The following is a 20,214-nucleotide window of genomic DNA, read 5'->3' as shown; positions in this document are numbered from 1 at the left end:
TTGACCAGTTATTCAGGGATAAATTTCACGGACTGATTTTCTTTCTTGAAAATGTATAGGCCTTTGTTTTTGTTTTTCAGAAGGATCTTTTTATTCGTTTTCAGATCCTGATCTACAGTAGGAATCTATTTCCCCCGAAGTAATTTAAAATTATCATCACTTCTCCATTAAAAAAAAGCAATTCAGTGTAAACCTTTGCGCAAAAAATTCCTTCCACAGATTTCGCAGAAAGTGCAGATCGAAATTGTTATAAAGTTCAAGCAAATAAATTCGTGTAAATGCAACCCGTGCGCCTAAAATATCCACATCGCAAATTCAAAAAATATAAAGCACCAATACATTTAGTAAAGAAAGCAAAAAAAATCACCGCCCTCCGCTAAATCAGCGCGAGGATCAAACACTACCATCGAAAAAATTCAAGAAATAGAAAATCAGAAAAAATTAATTGATTCTAAAAAAAGACTTTTTGATCTTAGAAAAAATCCAGGAAACTCCAAATCCAAAAATACCGGATGTGGCCGCAACAATTAAATAATTCACGAGCCGGATCATCACCGGAAAAGGCAAGTCGGTATTTTCTCCCGCTTTAAAAAAGCCGGTTTCCATCTGAAGATAACTGATGGCGCTTCCCAAAATTAATCCGCTGAACAAGCCGAACAGTACAATTAGAATTCCGGTGTAAAAATAGACGTTGCGCAACGATTTCAAATTCATTCCCAAAGAGATGAGGGATTTTGCCTGTTCTTTTTTATCGAGCTGCAGAATAATAATGGCGCCTGCGAGATTGAAAGTCGTAATAAAGATGACCAGCACAAAAATGAGATAGATAAAAAGTTTCTCGGTGTTGATCATTTTCCAGAAAGCTGAGTTCTCTTCCGATTTTGTTTTGATGTCGTATTTCGGACCTAGCTGTTTTTGGAGAATTTCTTTTACAACATCCGTTTTAGTGGCATCTTTCAGCTTGATCACCATTTCGTAGGCCGACTCTTTCGGTAAATTCAGCAATTCCCGAGTCAATTCAATTGGGGAAATTATGGTATTGTCGAGCTGGTCATTTCCGGGAAAAACGCCGGAAACAAAAATTTCCCTTTTATTAAAAATATCGGTCTCTTTACTGATCATCCCGGTGCCGGGTTTCGGCATTAAAAGTTCTGCAAAATCAGTGCTTTCTCCCACCGGAATCGCAAGTCGGTTATCCAGTTTATTCTCGATTAAAACCTCGTTGGAATATTTAAAACTTGGATAAGTTCCGTAGAAAATATTTTTATTGATCGGATTCACGAAAATATAGGCGGAATCAACGCCCCGCAAATTCGCAATGTCGCCGTTGTCCCGAAAATTAATGTACACTTTCTCTTCAATGACTTTAGAAAAATGCTCAATATCGGGGTTGGACTTTAAAATCCTGGTCGCTTTCGCAATGTCAGGAAGCGTCTTTCCCTGCTTGCTTTTTACCGTAATATCGGAATGAAGATTAGCGATCAAATCCTGATTCAGATCCTCTAAACCGGAGAAAACAGAAATAATAATAAACATCGCCGTCACCGCAACCATCATCGCCAAAGCAGCGAGCCACGTAATAAAAGTGACCGCCGTGCTTCCCTTTTTTGCCAGAAGATAGCGTGTTGCAATGTAAAATGCGGTGTTTTTCAAAGAAGATAAGCTTTAAAACAGATTATAGAATAGGATTGTCGCCTTCGCCTTTCAGCTCTCTTTCGATCTTTTCTACGTCATCTAAAGTCGTATCCAGATAAAAATTCAGTTCCGGAATAATGCGAACCTGTTTCCCCATTTTCTGACCGATAAAATTTCGGTACTGGGATTTGTTGACCAGGATCTCCTTCATGATTTCTTTACGGAATTCCGTTGGGAAAATACTCAGGTAGATCTTCGCGATACTTAGATCTGCCGTTACTTTCACATCCGAAACCGATACCAAAAAGGTCTGCTTACTTTCCGAAGCCTGTTTGCGGAACAATTCTGCAAAATCTTCCTGTATAATCTGTGCGACTTTTTTCTGTCTGTTACTTTCGTTCATGGCGCAAATTTACTATTTTTGTTTGAAGTACGAATGATGTCGGATGCTAGATGTTTGATGTTTCAAGTACTGTAAAAAAATAAAATTTTAAATTACATAATTAATTTTTGTCTTACGATATTACCGAAATTTATGTAAAAAAAAATCATCCATCATCCATCATCCATCATCCATCATCCATCACCCATCAATTATGAAAATAGAACACCTCGGAATCGCAGTCAAATCATTATCAACATCCGACGACTTATTCGCCAAACTCTTAGGCCGAGAAAATTACAAACAGGAAGCCGTGGAAAGAGAAGGAGTCACCACTTCTTTCTACGAAATCGGAGAATCTAAGATCGAATTGCTCGAAGCTACTAATCCCGAAAGTCCCATCGCCAAATTCCTGGACAAACGTGGCGAAGGAATTCACCACATCGCTTTCGGCGTCGAAAATATCCAGACCGAGATCGAACGTCTGAAAAAGGCCGGATTTATCTTCATCTCCGAAGAACCGAAAGACGGCGCCGATAATAAACTTGTCGTTTTTCTCCACCCAAAGTCTACGAATGGTATCCTGGTAGAGTTGTGTCAGGAGAAGGATTTGTAAGAGCCAAGGAAAAAGTAAAAAGAGCCAGGGAAAGAGAAGGGTGAAAAGTCAATATTGAATGGTGAATTTTTTGAAAGTTTGCTAAAATGAAATAATGAGAATTTTTCCGTCTCCATCGGTGAGTGATTCGCCTTTGCGTTCTTCATAATCACAATGTACACAGTGTAAAAGTAAAAAACCTTTGTGTCTTCACATTAAAAAAAATTCAAATATTATTTCTTCTCATATTTCTCAGAAATACACGACTAAAATTTTGAATGCCTAACCTTTAGAGAAGTTGCGAACTTTGCTAAGTGAAACGCCTTTGCGTCCTTTAATAATCACAATGTACACAGAGTAAAAGTAAAAACCTTTGCGTCTTTGCGTGAAAAAAACCTTCAAATCTCATTTTCATCACATTTCTCAGGAAAACCCCAAATAAGTTTTGATTATTTCACCCTCTACATCCTCTTCCAAAATTGCTAAGTGAAACGCCTTTGCGCCCTTAAATAATCACAATGTATACAAAGTAATATTAAAAAACCTTTGCGTCTTTGCGTTAAAAAAACCTCCAAACCTCATTTCTTTTGATATTTCTCAGGAAAAATTCCAAGTTTTGATTATTTCACCCTCTATATTCTCTGCGAATATCGCTAAGTGAAACGCCTCTGCGTCCTTAAATAATCACAATGTATGCAGCATAATTGTAAAAAACCTTTGCGTCTTTGCATGAAAAAAAGCTTCAAATCTCATTTTCATCACATTTCTCAGGAAAACCCCAAATAAATTTTGATTATTTCACCCTCTATATTCTCTGCGAATATCGCTAAGTGAAACGCCTCTGCGTGCTTAAATAATGATAATGTATGCAGCTTAACAGTAAAAACCTTTGCGTCTTTGCGTTAAAAAAACCTCCAAACCTCATTTCCTATCACATTTCTCAGGAAAAACGCAATTTAAATTTTGATTATTTCAAAAAAACCTTATTTTTGCAAACCCAATTGAGACTTCAATTTCCTCGGAAATAAAGTTAGGCCCTATAACTCAGCTGGTTAGAGTAGCTGACTCATAATCAGCAAGTCCCTGGTTCGAGCCCAGGTGGGGCCACAATATTGGAAATCAAGCACTTACAGCAATGTAGGTGCTTTTTTGTAGATTCAAATTCTCTACGAAATAATAAATCATTCCATCAAAGATTTCAAAATGACCTTCTTTATAAGCACCACGTTGCATTCATTTTAGATTTCCAAACTCTTTAAATTTTTCGATTTCTGTAGTTTAAGAATTACTTCTTTCAATATTATAAACTTTAAACATACTTGAAATGGTCTTTAAATTGTACTTCGGAAAGACATTAAACCCCAAAATTTTTTGACATGGAAAATAACAAAACAGTAGAAGTATTGAATAATTTACTACAAATCACCAACGACAGATTAGAAGGATTTAAGAATGTGGATACCAAAATGATTTCGTCTTATCCTAAACTTCGGGATGAATATGATCATGGAGTCATTCAATCCAACCGAATGCGGACAGAACTTTCGTCGCTTATTCAGGAAAAAGGCGGAGATCCAAATGATACCGCAACAGTTGCCGGAGGATTGCATCGAACCTGGATCGATGTAAAAAATTCACTCTCTTTTAATAAAGGCGAAGCAACTTTGGAGAATGTTCTTTTCGGCGAAAGTGCCGCCATCAAAGCTTTCGAAAATGCGCTCGAGAGTGGCGATCTTTGTACGGAAAGTAGTAGAGTAGTTCAGGATCAGCTTAATGAACTGAAGGACTCTTACAGAAAATTCGAAAGTTTGGAGGAAAATAAAGACTAAACGATTAAATAATTAAATCAAAGGTTGCCCGAAAGGTGCAGCTTTTTTTGTGTCTTTTTTTCGATGATGAACCATTCGCACCGCATCAGTACTCACTTCAACTTTATTTCTTATCTTAGAAATTCCTTTTAATATTTCTCTATAAAATTGATATCCCTAAAACTATGAAAAGTAAATCTACTCTCGCGATCTTTCTGATGGTCTTCTTTTTCACAAATTTTAAGAGCCAGATAATGGTTCAGGCGGCGAAAGAAACCAAAACCAATCAATACAGCAACAACAAAATTGCAACTTCTCCCGAAGAACTCATTGATACCGAAGTTTTCAAAAAGATTACCGGAAATGAAAAAACAGAAAAAGATATGCTCATCGCCCTGAAAAGTGACGGAGAAATTTCTGCTTACGATTTAAAAACGCTTAAGAATCAGTGGAACCTAAAATTCACAGATAGTTCCAAAAATAAAATGAGAAACCATTTCAATATCGAGAATTCTATTTTATACACAGCAAGTACGCAGAAAGAATTGCTGGCGGTGAATATAAACGACGGCAGTCTCTACTGGAAAGTTCAGCTCGGGATTCACAAAGATGTTAAGAAGCGATACGAAATTAACGGCCAGCATTTGCCGATCAAAGACAATTTAATTTTTCTCGCTTCCAATAATAAACATATTTACGCCTTCGATAAAAGAGACGGGAATTTTGTCTGGAATTATCAGCTGCAGTTTCCTTTCAATAATTACACGCCAGTTTTGAATGACAAATACCTTGTAATTTCCAATGCACCCTGGGTTTATTGTTTTGATGCTGAAACGGGAAGAGCTATTTGGCAGCGTGGATTCAAAGATGTACCCATGTATTCGCATTTACAGATCGACAGCGAAAAAGTATAAGTTGCCAGTGAACGAAATAAAATTTATGCCTTAGATCTGGTTGATAATGCAGCGATAAAGTGGGAAATAGAAACCACTCAGAAATCGCCGGATATTGGTGAAAATACTTTAATGGACAAAGGAATTTATTATTATGGTGCAGAAAATGAAAGCAACAAACCGCCCGTTGTCGTGGCTTTGGACACCAAAAATGGAAAGCAGCTCTGGACTTTAGATCTAAAAAATGATGGTGATGAAATAAGAATGTTCGAAAAGTATAAAGATCATATCGTAGGATTTACGAACGCTCCACAAAATAGTTTTTTCTTCGTAGATGCTTTGAAAGGAAAGCAAATCGAGGTGCCGCAACCGAAAGAAACTGCGATATCCAACTTGTTCGTCTTCACCGATAATCTTCTTTTTCTCACCAAAAATCATTTGGTCACCTTCAATGTAAAAACAAAAACCTTCGACTACCGCGATCTCAAACTTGATTTCGAACTAAATGATGCGTTTCCTTTGTATTTTGAGGTGGTGAAGGGAGAGAAGTAGCGGATTTCTGGATGCAGATTTAAGGTTTGAATTATTTATTTTTTCTGGTTGAAATTTTGGATCAATAGCTCTGCTGTTTAGACTAGCTGTTATAATTAGAAAGTTCTTATTTCGAGCCCAAGCTGGCCCACATTGTCGGAATTAAAACATTTGCAGAAATGTAGTTGCTTTCTTTATTTGTTGTTTGTAAAGATTTATTTTTTATACCTCGATTTTAAAACGTCATTTTAGTGAAATTAACATGTAAATATTTTACGTATTTTTACCTGTACACTAATTATAATATGAATCTCCCCTTTGCAAAAAATTTACCAACTTCCAATTTAGCTTCTGTTTTCAACAATACTTCCGCAACCTATAAATTTTATTGGTTATTAAGTATTGTAGAACTGGTCGAAAATGGAATTACAGAAATTCCCAAGGAGAAAATTTTCGCAAGAATGATTAGTAATTCGTGGTACACCATCAATTATTTTCATTTGTCTTTTGGAAAGCAGGATAAATTTCAGATAGCAGTTGAAGAAATATTAATTTCTGAAAATCTGACCATTGATGCGAAAAAAGATAATATAAATTCCATCTTGGAAAATTCTTCCAATAAGTCGACAAGAAAAAATTTATTTCACTTTGATAAAAATGTTCCACATTGGTTTCTTTCTCCTTGGTTTTCAAGCAAGGATAAGAAGGAGATTTACACAGCTTCACAATCTTTCGAAAACGAATGTTTATATGCACTTTATTCGGATAAGATTGTAATTAATCCAGAATGGATTGAATACTTACAATTAAATTCAAAAATTATAAAAGATTTCTGCTACTGGAATTTAGCATTGTTTTTACAAACTAGAAATCCCAATGTTCCTGATATTCCTAATAAATTGATCAAGCCTCCAGTTAGAAACGGTTTAACTAAACAAACTAATCAATACTGGAAGTTAGTATTTGAGGATAAAGGATTTATTGAATGTATTTTTACTGGTAAAAAATTAACCTTGAAAGATAAAAATTTCGCATTAGATCATTTTATTCCTCATGCTTTTGTTTCACATGATTTAATCTGGAATCTACTTCCGATAGACAAAAATTTTAATTCTTCGAAAAGTGATAAACTTCCTTCCATTGAATTGTACTTTGACAAATTTTTTAATCTTCAGAAAATGGCGTACGAAATAGTAAACGGTAAAAACCCAAAGAATAAATATATTGAAGATTATCTAACTATATTCCCAATATTAGAAAGTGTAGATGATTTTAATTATTTACGATATAAAGAAAGTGTTCAACCACTGATGACCATTGCAAGTAATAATGGTTTTTTATTGATGTAAAATGAATAATTCAAATCCAAACAGTCACCTAACCGCAATTGAAAGAACATCACTTTCTTATCCAGCGCGAATTATCCAAAATCAAAACAAATTAGTTGGAAAGATTCTTGATTTTGGGTGTGGTATTGGAAAAGATGTAGAACTTTTAAAAGAAAAAGGTTTTGACATTGTTGGTTATGATAAGTTTTATTTTCCAAATTTCCCGACCGAAAAATTTGATACTATTTTATGTTTCTATGTTCTGAATGTTTTGCTTCCGGAAGAACAAGCCGAAGTTTTGATGGATGTTTCAAATCTTTTAAAACCAAATGGGAAAGCTTACTTTGCTGTAAGAAGAGATATTCATTATGAAGGTTTTCGAATTCATAAAGTTCATAAAAAAGAAACCTATCAATGTATGATCAAACTTCCATATCTATCAATTTTTAAAAATGAAAATTGTGAAATCTATGAGTATCTACATTACACAACTTTAAATAGAGGAAATAAAATATTAAGTCCATTTTTGATAGGACACGAAACCAGAGAATTAATAGTGGAAACAGCGACCGTTTTTTCCTTCTACGATAAATTTCCAGTTTCAGCAGGACACTCTTTGATTGTTCCTAAAAGATTAGTTTCAAATTATTTCGATTTAACGCTTAAGGAACAAACAGCTTGTTGGATTGTTGTGAATAAGGTTCAAAAAATACTTCAGGAAAAATATAATCCAGATGGTTTCAATATCGGGATTAACATAAATACAGAAGCTGGACAAACAATTTGGCATTCGCACATTCACATCATTCCCAGATACGGTGGAGATGTTGAAAATCCGAGAGGCGGAATTAGAGGAGTGATTCCAAATAGAAAAGAATATTAAAATTGTACTAAAAGACTTTCTATTTAAGCTTTTCCCAACTCCTTTTTCTAAATTTGCCCCTTCAATTTAAACAACATCCCCAATGATCGACAAAAACTTCTATCTCGAAAACCTTTCCGCTTTTGATATTCTCATTCAGGATGATGACCATAAACAGGCGAAGGAAGTTATTTTTCGCGTATACAGTATTTTGCAGCGCGACAAAATCTGGCTTCGTGAGGTTGCGACGGAAGAGGAGATCTTTGAAGAAGATGCTGATCTTTTGGAAGAGGTTGAGGAAGAGTTGAAAGAACTCGATGAAAAATATGATTTCCGTTTCGATGATTTTTATAAGTTGGTTCAGCAGGAAATGAAGAAAATACAATCTACTTCGGAGATGAATTTTGAAGTAGAGCAGGAGTTTAATGAGGAAGAAGACTTTGAGGATGACGACGAGGATCTTGATCTGGAGGACGAAGATTATTTAGATGAAGATGAAGATGAAGATGAAGACGATTTTTACGACGATGATGAGGTCGATGCCTTGAGTCATATTTCAGATGAAGAACTGGATCAGATCACCGATTATATTTTAGAAAGCGCCAAAACCCGTTTCGATTACCCCGCATTTTTAAATTCCTTTCCGCAAGCTGATGAAATTTTTGTGGAGGAACAGATCCTTTTTCCAATCATTGCCGGGAAATCCCATGAAGAAACAGATAGTGAGATCGCAGAGAAAATGCATTCCGCTTTTATGAGTTCTGGTTTCCAAGTAGAAAGCAAAGAACTTCAAAAAGTGATTGCAAAGAAAGGAATAGAACTTGGCCTGGAAATTTTTGCCTTTGGTATTGCCGCTGATTCTTTACAACAAGGCGCAAATCCAAGCGAGGTTTTGCAGCAAATCACACAGTTATTAAAAGCTTAATTTCTCAATTAAAAAGACAATTTATCAATTCAATAACATACGTTCAAAGCAAAGTTTATAGAATTAAGACTGATAAAAAAAGCTTGGTAAAAATTACTGACCTTTTTTGATGTCTTCGAACCAGAATGTTATCAGTGTCAACCTTCAAAATTTTTAATGGCAATAATTTTCCGCTTTTCAGAAATTCCAAAAAATAGAAATCTCGTTAAATGTTTTTTTACAAATATTCTAAAAAATCTTCCGTCAATAAATGCTGTTCCTTTTCTCCGCGATTCCGGCTTCTTTCGAATGATTATCATCAACTAAAGTTCGCTGCAGATGATTTTATTCAGGAATTCAATCTTTCTTTCATAACATAAAAATATTTTAAAGCTTTATAAATACCTTCGCTGAATCAAATAAGACAAATTAGTCCTATTTAGATTATCGAATATTTAAAGTCTTTTTTATGAAAAAATATTTATTGACACTCTGTGCGGTTATGCTTTTTACATTTTCTTTGAAAGCTCAGGTTGACAGCCTGAAAATTAACCTCGATTTCCGCACGCGTGCCGAACTCGATAACGGTCAAAAAACTTTAATTCCGAACCATCAGAAACCGGAAACAACGGTTTATTCCAGAGCGCAACTGGGCGTCGATTACTACTGGCAGAATATAGAATTATTTCTGTCGCTGCAGGACGCACGAGTTTGGGGCGAAGTTTCTTCTACCAAGCAGCGCAGCGGAAGTCTCAACGTAAATGAAGCCTGGGGAAAATATAATTTCACAAAAAATGCAGAGCTGAAAGTTGGGCGACAGATCCTCTCCTACGATGATGAGCGATTGATCGGTGCGCTCGACTGGCAAATGCAGGGACGCAGTTTTGACGCGGCGAAAGGAATTTTCCGCTTAAATTGCCAGTCTAAACTGGAAGCGACAGTTACTTACAATAATGATAATTACGACGCTAATGATTTAGCAGATAGGGAGTTTTACAGTATTTTAGATGGTGGGGAAAGAACGAAATCGCTGCAGATCCTTCACTATGAATATCTATTTCCAAAAGCCAGCCTTTCTTTTATTGGCGTGAATAATGTCGTGCAAAATTTGTCAGGCACTCACTTTGACCTTTTGACGCTTGGTGTGAATGGGAAAAAATATATTGAAAACTTTGGTTTTTTTGGTTCCGCCTACTGGCAAACAGGGAAGAATACTTTAGGACAAAGTAAAAGTGCTTATCAATTTTCCGCCAATGTTGATTTTGTTCCTACCAAAAATATCAATTTAATTTTGGGAACAGAATGGCTTTCCGGTACCGATTATAACGCAGATCTTACAGAAAACAATTCTTTCAGTCCGTTTTATGGCACGAACCATAAATTCAATGGTTTTATGGATTACTTTTTTGTCGGGAATCATTTCAACAGTGTTGGATTGAAAGATTTCTACCTGAAATCCAATTTCAAGTTTAATCCAAAAGCTGCTTTGGCTCTAAATCTTCATTCGTTTTCTAGCAATGCGAAACTGGGATTTGATGTCGTTAATAATAAAGAATATTCAAACTATTTAGGCACAGAAGCAGATCTGGTCTTCACTTACAAGATCGCCCCAATTTTTACAATGCAGATCGGACATTCCCAAATGTTCGCTGCTGACGGAATGAAACATCTTAAAAATGTCGCAGATCCTGCTTCAATGCAAAGCTGGACGTGGATCGGGCTGAATTTCAAATCGCAGTTTAAGATCAAATAGTTTTTCTATGAAGCAGAAAGCTTTAAATAACGTTTTCGAAATCTTCATATAATTCGTTTTCGATATAGAAATTATCAAACGCTTTAATTTGAACATCACCCACAATAATCATTTTTGTATTGCCTAAATTTGTTCTTTAAAAATAATTAAAATGAATCTAAAGGGAAAAAATGCCATCGTTACAGGTGGTGGAAGAGGTCTTGGAAAAGCCGTGGCTTTAATTTTGGCGAAAGAAGGAGTTAATATTGGAATCACGGGACGAAACGAAGAAAATCTAAAAGCGACAATTGAAGCATTGAAAGGTTTAGGCGTTAATGCTTCGTATTCCATTTTCAGTATGGATGAAGAAACTGCAGTACAAAAAGGGATTTCAGATTTAGCAAAAGATTTAGGTGGAGTAGATATCCTCATCAACAACGCTGGAATCGGTGACTTTGGGAGCATCGAAGAAATGCCGTCTGAAACTTGGGAACAAGTCATCAAGACGAATTTGTTTGGCGTTTATTATGCAGCAAAGGCAGTTTATCCATTCCTGATAGAAAAAGGAGCCGGAGATATTGTGAATGTTGCTTCAACTGCAGGTTTAAAAGGTGGACCAAATATGTCTGCTTACGCAGCTTCGAAAGCAGCGGTAGTTTCCTTATCACAATCGATGATGGCAGAATGGAGAAAACAAAATATCCGCGTCATCACTTTAACGCCAAGTACCATCGCTTCAGATTTGTCAATTCAAGGAGGTTTAACAGACGGAAATCCAGACACCGTTTTGCAACCTGAAGATTTCGCAGAATGGGTGAGAGATATTTTGAAAATGAACAGAAGAGCTTTAATTGCAAATGCTTCTATCTTTTCAACCAATCCATAAATTTATTCTTCAGCAAAGTATCGATATAAAATATCAAAAGTAGGTTTAACCTGCTTTTGCTGTTTAGTATGGCTTGTTTTAATAAATGTAAATTCTCCTTATTTAACCACAAAAGTTGCAAAAGCTTATTATAGTACTGGCGAATTAAAAGTCTGCAAAAGCGGCATGAAATAACGGTTTTAAATTTTGCATTCTTTTGAATATCTTTATTTTGGTAATTATCTTTTGTCTCTTTTGCGGTTTAAAAAAATAACAGATTCTGAATTTTTCATCATGCATACAAAAACTCAAATTATCGCTCACCGTGGTTATTGGCAGACAAATCTTCCAACCATCGAAAATTCCCTTCAAGCCTTAGAAAATGCTCAGAAATTAAATATTTACGGGACAGAGTTTGATGTTCGAATGTCAAAAGACGGCGTGCTACTAATCTATCACGATGAACATTATGGCACGATGGTAATTTCGGAAACCAAATTTGAAGATTTAGAAAAACTGAAATTGAAGAACGACGAGAATTTTCCAACTTTAAAGGAATATTTAGAAAAAGGAAAAGATCATCCGTCCTTAAAATTAATGATCGAACTGAAACCAATCAAGTCGGAAATCAAGGAAAATGAATTGGTTCAAAAAGTAATTCAAATGGTTAAAGAGCTTCAGCTAGAATCACAATGCGAATTTATTTCTTTCAGTTTGAATATTTGCGCACATATTAAAAAAGTAGACGCTAATTTCAAGGTTCAATACTTGAATGGAGATCTTTCGCCTTCTGAAATAAAAGAAAAAGGCTTTGATGGAATCGATTATCATTACTCGGTTTTCTTAAAAAATCGCACTTGGATTTCAGAGGCAAAAACTCTCGGATTAATCACCAATTCCTGGACGGTAAATGACCTTGAAATACTTAAACAATTACAAAAACAAGGCATCGATTTTATCACCACCGATATTCCGGATAGATTAATGAATCTGTAAAAAATGTTAGCTCAACTTTTAGCCAATTCTAAATTTCATTGATTCTTTGCGTGCAACCTTTGTCTCGTCCTTTGACGAGATGAAAAAAAATCACAAAATCATACTCAACTGCACTCTTTTCCGCTCTTCATCAATCTCCACCACTCTCACCTGAACATGTTGATGCAGCTTCACCACTTCATTCACATCCGATACAAAACCTTCCTTCAATTGTGAAATATGAACCAATCCGCTTTCTTTAATTCCCACATCTACGAAACAGCCGAAAGCCGTAATGTTATTTACAATTCCGGGAAGAATCATTCCTGTTCTTAAATTTTTAATGGATTTTACAGTCGGATCAAATTCAAAAACTTTCGCTGCTTTTCTTGGATCTAAACCAGGTTTTTCCAGTTCTTTCAGAATATCTTTAATTCCTAAAATACCAATAGTTTCTGTAATGTATTTTTCAGAATCGATCAATTTAATCTGCTCTTTATTCGCGATGAGGTCGTTCGTTTTAATTCCTAAATCTTTCGCCATTTTCTCTACTATCGAATACGCTTCCGGATGAACGGCAGAATTATCCAAAGGGTTTTTACCATTCGTAATTCTTATAAAAGCTGCGGCTTGTTGATAAGCTTTTTCGCCTAATCTTGGAACCTTCTTTAATTGTTTCCGGTCTTCGAAAGCGCCATTTTCTGCACGATAATTCACAATGTTTTCTGCCATCTTTTCTCCAATTCCGGAAACATAACTTAACAAAGATTTACTCGCAGTATTCAAATTAATTCCGACCGAATTTACACATTTCATCACCGTAGAATCGAGTTCATTTTTCAATTGGGTTTGATCTACATCGTGTTGATATTGTCCGACACCGATTGATTTTGCATCAATTTTTACGAGTTCAGCCAACGGATCAGAAAGTCTTCTACCAATGGAAATCGCGCCACGAACCGTCACATCATAATTTGGGAATTCATCTCTTGCAATTTTACTTGCGGAATAAACAGAAGCTCCAGCTTCTGAAACCACAAAAACTTGTGGCGGCTTGTCAAACGCAATTTTCTTAATAAAGAATTCAGTTTCCCGACTCGCCGTTCCGTTCCCAATTGATATCGCTTCAATATTAAAGGAATTTACAAGCGACCTAATTTTCTTCATCGCCATTCCCGTTTCATTTTGCGGCGCATGTGGATAAATCGTTTCGTTGTGCAATAAATCTCCTTTTTCATCCAGACAAACGACCTTACAACCGCTTTTAAATCCGGGATCGATGGCCAGAATCCGTTTTTCTCCCAAAGGCGAATCGAGCAGAAGTTGGCGCAAATTATCAGAAAATATTTCGATGGCTTTTTGGTCGGCTTTTTCTTTCGCTTCCTGCAAAGCTTCATTGGAAATTGCTGGTTCCAACAATCTTTTGTAAGAATCTTTGATGGCCAAAGCAATCTGATCTGCACATTCATTATTCGATTTTATAATGGCATTTTCTATAAATTCCAGCGCTTCTTCTTTGTCAATTCCAATATTGGTTTTTACAAATCCTTCCGTTTCTGCGCGCAACATCGCCAATAGTCGGTGCGAGGGAATTCTGTTCAAACTTTCTTCCCACTCAAAATATTGCGAAAATTTCTGGGCAGCTTCTTCCTCTTTTTTAGCTTTTACAACTTTAGAAGTGATAATGGCTTTTCGCTGAAACAAGCGACGCAGATTTTTCCGAACGTACATATTTTCATTGATCCATTCCGCCATAATATCTCTCGCACCTTGCAACGCTTCCTCTTCTGTGGAAACTTGGTCATTCAAATATTTAGAAGTTAATGAATCAAGATTATTGGCGTTCTGGCTCATAATCATTCTTGCAAAAGGTTCTAACCCTTTTTCTTTTGCCGCGTCGGCTTTTGTTTTTCGCTTTTTCTTGAAAGGCAAATACAGATCTTCCAATTCCTGAAGATCAAAACTTTCGTCAATTCTCTGCTTCAAATCTGAACTCAAAGAATTCTGTTCTTCAATGGATTTTAAAATGCTTTCTTTCCGTTTGATGATCTCCTCGAACTGTTTGTTGAGTTTGAAAATTCCTTCAATTTGAACTTCATCCAGATTTCCCGTCATATCTTTTCGATACCGTGAAATAAAGGGAATGGTGCAATCTTCAGACAATAATTTCAGCGTCGATTTGATACTGTTGTCATATAATTGAAGGGATTTTTTAATATAATCAATGGAATTCATACGGCATTTTTAGATGCGCTAAAATAAGAAGTTTAAGAGGAATTGAAAGGATTGTTTCAAAAAATTAAAAGTCTTTAATTTAAATTTCACTAACATGAATTTCTCAACAAAAAGATTTCAAAATACCTCGATAGACAAAACAAATGAACGTTCATTCTTTTTTTGTAGTATCTTTGTACCATCAAAAGAAGTAAATAAGATGAGAGTAATATTTTGGGTGATCGTAAGTATCCTTTTGGCAGTTTTAATGATGGTTTCAGGCTTTTTTCATTTTTGGAATCCTGAATTTTATCTTCCAATCGTTCCTTCCAGCTTAACATTTCCCCTTGCAATCGTTTATGTGTCTGGAATCGTGGAGTTGCTTTTAGGTATCGTTACTTTATTCTTAAATCAAAAATATACGAAGTACGGCTTGTTCGGAATTTTCGTTCTGATGGTGATTTTTCTGCCCCTTCATATTTCTGACGCTTTAAAAGATCAGCCCGTTATTGGAAGTCATACTGTTGCTTATATTAGACTGGTCTTTCAATTCATCTTGATCTGGCTCTCCTGGAAATCCTACAAATTTACTTCGCTTGCAAGAATTTAATATGATGAAGAAAGAAAAAATAACAGACAAAAGAAGTGCACTTTTGAACGCTACCTTGACTTTGGTGAATAATCACGGTTTTCATAATGCACCGATGTCGAAAATTGCGCAACTCGCAGGTGTTGCTCCAGCTACAATCTATCTCTATTTTGAAAATAAACAGGATCTCGTTAACAAACTATATCTGGAAGTGAAAGGTGATTTTAGTAATTGCGCTTTCCAAGGTTACACTGAGGATTTATCGGTGAAAAAAGGGTTCGAACTCATCTGGTTTAATATCGCGAATTATAAATTGAATCAAATCAAAGAAGCCAACTTTTTATCGCAGTGTGACAACAGTCCAATGATTGAGGAAGAGATTCGGATAGAAGGTTTAAAAAATTTACAGCCTTTATTAAATCTTTGGGAACGAGGAAAAGAAGAAGGAATTATAAAACCACTTTCCGATTATATTTTATACGCTTTTACCGTTTATCCGTTTTCTTTTTTATTGGGAATGCAGGAAAGGGAAATTTATACTTTAAGTGAAGAGTCAAAAGCGGAGACTTTTAAAGCATCTTGGGATGCGATTAAAATGTAATTTTTTTTCAAATATCAATTCTTTTCAAATTAAAAAATTCAACACAATGAATAAAACAATCATATTAAACAGTCGTCCAGTTGGGAAACCTCAATTGTCAGATTTTAAATTAGTGGAGGAAGAAATGCCTGTCGTGAAAGAAGGTGAAGTTCTTTTAAAAACAAAATTCGTTTCTGTAGATCCTTATTTAAGAGGAAGAATGAGTGACGCAAAATCTTACGTTCCGCCTTTTGAACTTCAAAAAGTAATGAGTTCCGGCGTTGTAGCAGAAGTGACAGAATCGCAAAATGAAAAATTCAAAAAAGGTTATTTTATTTCTGGAATGTTGGCTTGGAAGGAATTTCAAACTTCAAAAGGAGAAAATCTTTTAAAAATAGATGATAAAATTGCGCCACTTTCAAATTATTTAGGCGTTTTGGGAATGACCGGATTAACTGCTTATTTCGGTCTGACAGAAATTGGAAAACCGCAAAAAGGAGAAACTCTTGTTGTTTCCGGAGCAGCCGGAGCAGTCGGAAGTATCGTTGGTCAGATCGGAAAAATATTAGGATGTCGCGTTATCGGAATCGCCGGAACGGATGAAAAAGTAGAAATGCTGAAATCAAAATTTGGTTTCGATGAAGGCATCAATTATAACACGACCGAAGAAATGACCAAGGCGATTGCAGAAGTTTGTCCGAATGGTGTCGACGTCTATTATGACAATGTTGGTGGAGAAATTTCCGATGGTGTTCATGCGAATATTAACAGACTGGGACGAATTATTGTTTGTGGCGCCATTTCCGCCTACAACGATACTTCTGTTCCGCAAGGTCCAAGAGTTGAACATTTTTTAATTCGTAAAAGTGCCTTAATGCAAGGTTTCATCGTAGGAAATTATGCAGAGAAGTTTCCGGAAGGAATGAAATATTTATCGCAATGGTTATCCGAAGGAAAACTGACTTATTCCGAAACCATCGTGGAAGGTTTTGAAAATATTCCACAAGCTTTTATCGACCTTTTTGAAGGCAAAAATAAAGGGAAAATGATCGTAAAAATATAAACAATAAAATAAATAATATGAACAATTTTAAATACAGAAATCCAACAAAAATCTTGTTTGGTAAAGGTCAGATCGAAAATCTTTCAACAGAAATTCCGGCAAATTCAAAAATACTCATGCTTTACGGTGGCGGAAGTATTATGAAAAATGGAGTTTATGATCAGGTAAAAAAAGCACTTTCAGGTTATGAAGTTGTAGAATTCGGTGGAATTCCTGCAAACCCGGAATACAGCGTTTTATTGGAAGCATTGAAAGTTATTAAAGATGAAAACATCACTTATCTTTTAGCAGTTGGTGGCGGTTCTGTAATTGATGGAACGAAGTTTTTATCCGCCGCAGCTTTTTACGAAGGGGAAACTCCGTGGGATTTATTGACGAACAAAAAACCCGTGACAGAAGCAATGCCTTTCGCAACAGTTCTAACGCTTCCTGCAACAGGTTCAGAAATGAATTCTGGTTCGGTGATTACAAGAGCAGAAACGAAAGAAAAACTAGCTTTTGGTGGACCGGGAATGTTCCCACAATTTTCTGTCCTTGATCCGGAAGTGATCAAATCGATTCCACAACGTCAATTGGCAAACGGAATTGCAGATGCTTTCACCCACGTGATGGAACAATATATGACGTATCCAGTCGGTGCTAAATTACAGGATCGTTTCGCAGAAAGTATTATGCAGACTTTGGTGGAAACGGCTCCAGCAATTATGAAAGATCCGACAGATTATGAAGCAGCCTCCAATTTTATGTGGAGTTGTACCATGGCTTTGAACGGATTAATCCAGCAAGGAGTTCCCGGCGATTGGGCAGTTCACTCCATGGGACACGAATTGACCGCACTTTATGGAATTGATCACGCGAGAACTTTGGCCATTTTAGCCGGAAATCATTACCGATATAATTTCGAAACGAAGAAAGAAAAATTAGCGCAATATGCTGAGAGAGTTTGGAACATTACAGAAGGAACTTTAGAAGAAAAAGCGCACGCTGGAATTGACAAAACCGATGAGTTTTTCAAATCTTTAAAAATTGATATTAAATTATCCGACTACACCAAAGACTATTCAGAAACCGGAAGTACCGTTGCAAAACGTTTCACCGAGAGAGGTTGGGAAGGATTGGGAGAACATAAATCTCTAAAACCTTCTGACGCTCAGAAAATCATCGAAATGAGTTATTAAAAATTAAAATCAAACATTTAAAAAAATATATTATGAAAATATTATTTGTCTTAACATCACACGATCAATTAGGGAATACCGGCGAAAAAACCGGATTCTGGATCGAAGAATTTGCAAGTCCTTATTACTACTTAGTTGATAAAGGAGTTGAAGTAACTTTGGCTTCTCCTAAAGGCGGACAACCACCGGTTGATCCTACAAGTGACAAGCCTGAAAATCAAACGGAATCAACGAAAAGATTCAAAGCTGATGCAGTTTTACAGGAAAAATTAAGCAAAACGCACCAACTTTCTGAAGTTTCATCTGAGGATTACGACGCGGTCTTTTATCCAGGCGGTCACGGACCGTTATGGGATTTAGCAGAAAGCGAAACTTCCGCAAAATTGATCGAAAGTTTCTACAATTCCAACAAACCTGTTTCTTTCGTTTGTCATGCTCCTGCTGCTTTGAAACATGTGAAAAACACCGATGGCGAACCATTAGTGAAAGGTAAAAAAGTAACCGGATTCACTAATACCGAAGAAGAATTGGTAAAATTAACAGATGTAGTTCCTTTCCTAGTTGAAGATATGTTGAAAGAAAATGGCGGAATCTACAGCAAAAAAGGAGATTTCGAAGAATACGCGATCGAAGATGGTTTTTTGATCACAGGTCAAAACCCAGCTTCCTCCGAAAAAGTAGCTGAAATGTTATTGGCTAAACTTCAAAAATAAAATAGACTTCGGTTCTATTCATTAATTAAAATGTTCCAAAGTGAGTTTTCGCTTTGGAACATTTTTTTTGATACTGTTGATGATGTAAATTCGGTAAACTAAACTTTCAAAATCTAAGAGGGTAATGCTTTAATTTACTTTTAAGAAAGTTTGATGTCTGTTTATTTTTAAGATCCACTCCTCAAACAAACTGATAAACTGTTTTCGGTCATCCTGAATTTTAAGTTGATTCAAAATATCCAAAAAGTTTTGCTGGATCGCCTCATCGTCTTTTCCATAATTCCAGATAGGATTGAAGCAACGTTCAAACAATTCCCGAAAATCAGAGGAAGGCAGATAAATTGTTTCCCGCTCTTCAGAATTACTGATCAGCTGAGGTAAATGCAGATATAATCGATGGCAAAAAAGAGCAGCCAGCGCGTGCAAAGCTAAAACGGCCGTACCAGGATCATTAATACCGGGACTTAAGGCTTTAATTGCCACTTCCGATAATTGTCGGAAACCATAATCCGCATTTAAATCAATCGGTTGACCGGTATAAAAGTCTGCACAGTCTGAGATCTGTTTCAGTAGATCTTCGTCAATTTTTCCTTCTGAATATATAGTTATACAGGGCATTCCTTTTAAAATAAACTGACTTGGAGCATAAATAAAACGGATTCGAACCTGATTTTCTTCCGTAAGCCTCAACAGTCTTTTGTGGTTGAACCCTTGAAAATAGTCAGATTTCTGCGCATAGATTGTGGTAAAAGGCAAACCGAACCAATCGGGTTCATGATCCTGAACTTCTTTAAAATCGGCTTCCATTGTTTTAAAGGTTTGCAAACGCACGCGATCGATCACCGTTTCGTATTTTACGGTTTGGGTGACATAATCCAGAAAATAAATAAAAAGAAAAATATCAATAACCGTTAATAAGATCAGCAAATAAATACTGAATGCCGGAACGTAAACTCCGCTGGAAATATCTCTGATCGTACTCAATAAAAACAAGGCGTAAACAATAGTTCCGATATAAATTCCCAGAATCACCTGCTGAAATCGATTTTCGATCATACTGTTCAGCACACGGTTGCTCATTTGGGAAGCAGCCTGATTCAGTACGATCATCACCATAGAAAAACTAAAAACCGTCAGCGAAATAATAGCTCCCGCGACGGTAGAAATAATGGTTCGGGCCGTGCTCGCATCCTTCAAACTCAACCAGCTCAAACCGGATTTAATTTGCTTACCGTACTCCGAAAAATCAAACATCAACATTCCCCACGACAATCCTAAAAAGCCCACTGCAATAAGTGCAGGATAGAAAGCAATGCTTTGGACCATTTTCTTATAGTAAACGCGGATCCATTTGTTTAAGCTCATTT

Annotated in this window: 19 protein-coding genes and 1 tRNA gene; 16 read left to right on the top strand and 4 right to left on the bottom strand. The window is 36.1% G+C overall.

The features are described from left to right. Positions 1 to 441: 441 nt before the first annotated feature. The gene (locus ACZ9HT_RS06180) at positions 442 to 1,653 is read right to left on the bottom strand and encodes an ABC transporter permease (protein WP_476039588.1); all 1,212 of its coding nucleotides are present in this window, start codon (positions 1,651 to 1,653) and stop codon (positions 442 to 444) included. A gap of 22 nt (positions 1,654 to 1,675) precedes the next feature. After that, complete coding sequence (gene rbfA / locus ACZ9HT_RS06175) at positions 1,676 to 2,038, bottom strand: 30S ribosome-binding factor RbfA (RefSeq protein ID WP_476039587.1); 363 nt, start codon at positions 2,036 to 2,038, stop codon at positions 1,676 to 1,678. Between the two features lie 193 nt (positions 2,039 to 2,231). On the opposite strand from rbfA, the gene mce reads away from it, so the two are divergent. The 11 genes from mce to ACZ9HT_RS06120 all read left to right on the top strand — a co-directional run bounded on the left by mce (position 2,232) and on the right by ACZ9HT_RS06120 (position 12,531). Continuing rightward, positions 2,232 to 2,633, top strand: a complete 402-nt coding sequence (gene mce / locus ACZ9HT_RS06170) for a methylmalonyl-CoA epimerase (RefSeq protein ID WP_476039586.1) — start codon at positions 2,232 to 2,234, stop codon at positions 2,631 to 2,633. 1,012 nt (positions 2,634 to 3,645) lie between these two features. Beyond that, positions 3,646 to 3,719 (top strand) — tRNA-Ile (locus ACZ9HT_RS06165). 269 nt (positions 3,720 to 3,988) lie between these two features. Next, positions 3,989 to 4,441, top strand: coding sequence for a PA2169 family four-helix-bundle protein (locus ACZ9HT_RS06160; protein ID WP_476039585.1), 453 nt, complete (start codon positions 3,989 to 3,991; stop codon positions 4,439 to 4,441). 164 nt (positions 4,442 to 4,605) lie between these two features. Next, complete coding sequence (locus tag ACZ9HT_RS06155; protein ID WP_476039584.1) at positions 4,606 to 5,334, top strand: outer membrane protein assembly factor BamB family protein; 729 nt, start codon at positions 4,606 to 4,608, stop codon at positions 5,332 to 5,334. A 111-nt stretch (positions 5,335 to 5,445) separates the two neighbouring features. Continuing rightward, positions 5,446 to 5,865 carry a hypothetical protein gene (locus ACZ9HT_RS06150; RefSeq protein ID WP_476039583.1) on the top strand — a complete coding sequence of 140 codons (420 nt, stop codon included), beginning with the start codon at positions 5,446 to 5,448 and terminating at the stop codon, positions 5,863 to 5,865. Positions 5,866 to 6,149: 284 nt separating this feature from the next. After that, positions 6,150 to 7,193, top strand: coding sequence for an HNH endonuclease domain-containing protein (locus ACZ9HT_RS06145; protein ID WP_476039582.1), 1,044 nt, complete (start codon positions 6,150 to 6,152; stop codon positions 7,191 to 7,193). A 1-nt stretch (position 7,194) separates the two neighbouring features. Continuing rightward, complete coding sequence (locus tag ACZ9HT_RS06140) at positions 7,195 to 8,055, top strand: HIT domain-containing protein (RefSeq protein ID WP_476039581.1); 861 nt, start codon at positions 7,195 to 7,197, stop codon at positions 8,053 to 8,055. A gap of 82 nt (positions 8,056 to 8,137) precedes the next feature. Then, entirely contained in the window at positions 8,138 to 8,959 is an 822-nt protein-coding gene (locus ACZ9HT_RS06135; RefSeq protein WP_476039580.1) for a hypothetical protein, read from the top strand. A gap of 448 nt (positions 8,960 to 9,407) precedes the next feature. After that, positions 9,408 to 10,691: an alginate export family protein gene (locus ACZ9HT_RS06130; protein WP_476039579.1), complete on the top strand. Its 1,284-nt coding sequence runs from the start codon at positions 9,408 to 9,410 to the stop codon at positions 10,689 to 10,691. A gap of 151 nt (positions 10,692 to 10,842) precedes the next feature. Beyond that, positions 10,843 to 11,556 (top strand): 3-ketoacyl-ACP reductase, encoded by a 714-nt coding sequence (locus tag ACZ9HT_RS06125; protein ID WP_476039578.1) that lies wholly within the window; start codon positions 10,843 to 10,845, stop codon positions 11,554 to 11,556. A gap of 273 nt (positions 11,557 to 11,829) precedes the next feature. Beyond that, positions 11,830 to 12,531 (top strand): glycerophosphodiester phosphodiesterase, encoded by a 702-nt coding sequence (locus ACZ9HT_RS06120; protein WP_476039577.1) that lies wholly within the window; start codon positions 11,830 to 11,832, stop codon positions 12,529 to 12,531. Between the two features lie 90 nt (positions 12,532 to 12,621). Here the strand turns inward: ACZ9HT_RS06120 and ACZ9HT_RS06115 are convergent, their stop codons facing one another. Beyond that, the gene (locus ACZ9HT_RS06115) at positions 12,622 to 14,745 is read right to left on the bottom strand and encodes a Tex family protein (protein ID WP_476039576.1); all 2,124 of its coding nucleotides are present in this window, start codon (positions 14,743 to 14,745) and stop codon (positions 12,622 to 12,624) included. Between the two features lie 199 nt (positions 14,746 to 14,944). Here ACZ9HT_RS06115 and ACZ9HT_RS06110 point away from each other — a divergent pair, with 199 nt between their 5' ends. Genes ACZ9HT_RS06110 through ACZ9HT_RS06090 form a run of 5 tightly spaced genes read left to right on the top strand, consistent with a single transcriptional unit; the run spans position 14,945 to position 18,847 of the window. Next, positions 14,945 to 15,334, top strand: coding sequence for a DoxX family protein (locus ACZ9HT_RS06110; protein ID WP_476039575.1), 390 nt, complete (start codon positions 14,945 to 14,947; stop codon positions 15,332 to 15,334). Position 15,335: 1 nt separating this feature from the next. Further along, positions 15,336 to 15,914 (top strand): TetR/AcrR family transcriptional regulator, encoded by a 579-nt coding sequence (locus ACZ9HT_RS06105; RefSeq protein ID WP_476039574.1) that lies wholly within the window; start codon positions 15,336 to 15,338, stop codon positions 15,912 to 15,914. A gap of 46 nt (positions 15,915 to 15,960) precedes the next feature. Next, positions 15,961 to 16,956: an NADP-dependent oxidoreductase gene (locus ACZ9HT_RS06100; protein ID WP_476039573.1), complete on the top strand. Its 996-nt coding sequence runs from the start codon at positions 15,961 to 15,963 to the stop codon at positions 16,954 to 16,956. 17 nt (positions 16,957 to 16,973) lie between these two features. After that, the gene (locus ACZ9HT_RS06095; RefSeq protein WP_476039572.1) at positions 16,974 to 18,134 is read left to right on the top strand and encodes an iron-containing alcohol dehydrogenase; all 1,161 of its coding nucleotides are present in this window, start codon (positions 16,974 to 16,976) and stop codon (positions 18,132 to 18,134) included. A gap of 32 nt (positions 18,135 to 18,166) precedes the next feature. Beyond that, positions 18,167 to 18,847 carry a type 1 glutamine amidotransferase domain-containing protein gene (locus tag ACZ9HT_RS06090; protein WP_476039571.1) on the top strand — a complete coding sequence of 227 codons (681 nt, stop codon included), beginning with the start codon at positions 18,167 to 18,169 and terminating at the stop codon, positions 18,845 to 18,847. A 129-nt stretch (positions 18,848 to 18,976) separates the two neighbouring features. On the opposite strand, the gene ACZ9HT_RS06085 is transcribed toward ACZ9HT_RS06090, so the two are convergent. Continuing rightward, positions 18,977 to 20,212: a DUF2254 domain-containing protein gene (locus ACZ9HT_RS06085; protein ID WP_476039570.1), complete on the bottom strand. Its 1,236-nt coding sequence runs from the start codon at positions 20,210 to 20,212 to the stop codon at positions 18,977 to 18,979. Positions 20,213 to 20,214 lie beyond the last annotated feature (2 nt).

It is taken from the genome of Chryseobacterium sp. UYP7 (assembly GCF_056279225.1).
The sequence above is the reverse complement of the archived record's forward strand: the minus strand, read 5'-3'. Positions and strand labels throughout refer to the sequence as shown.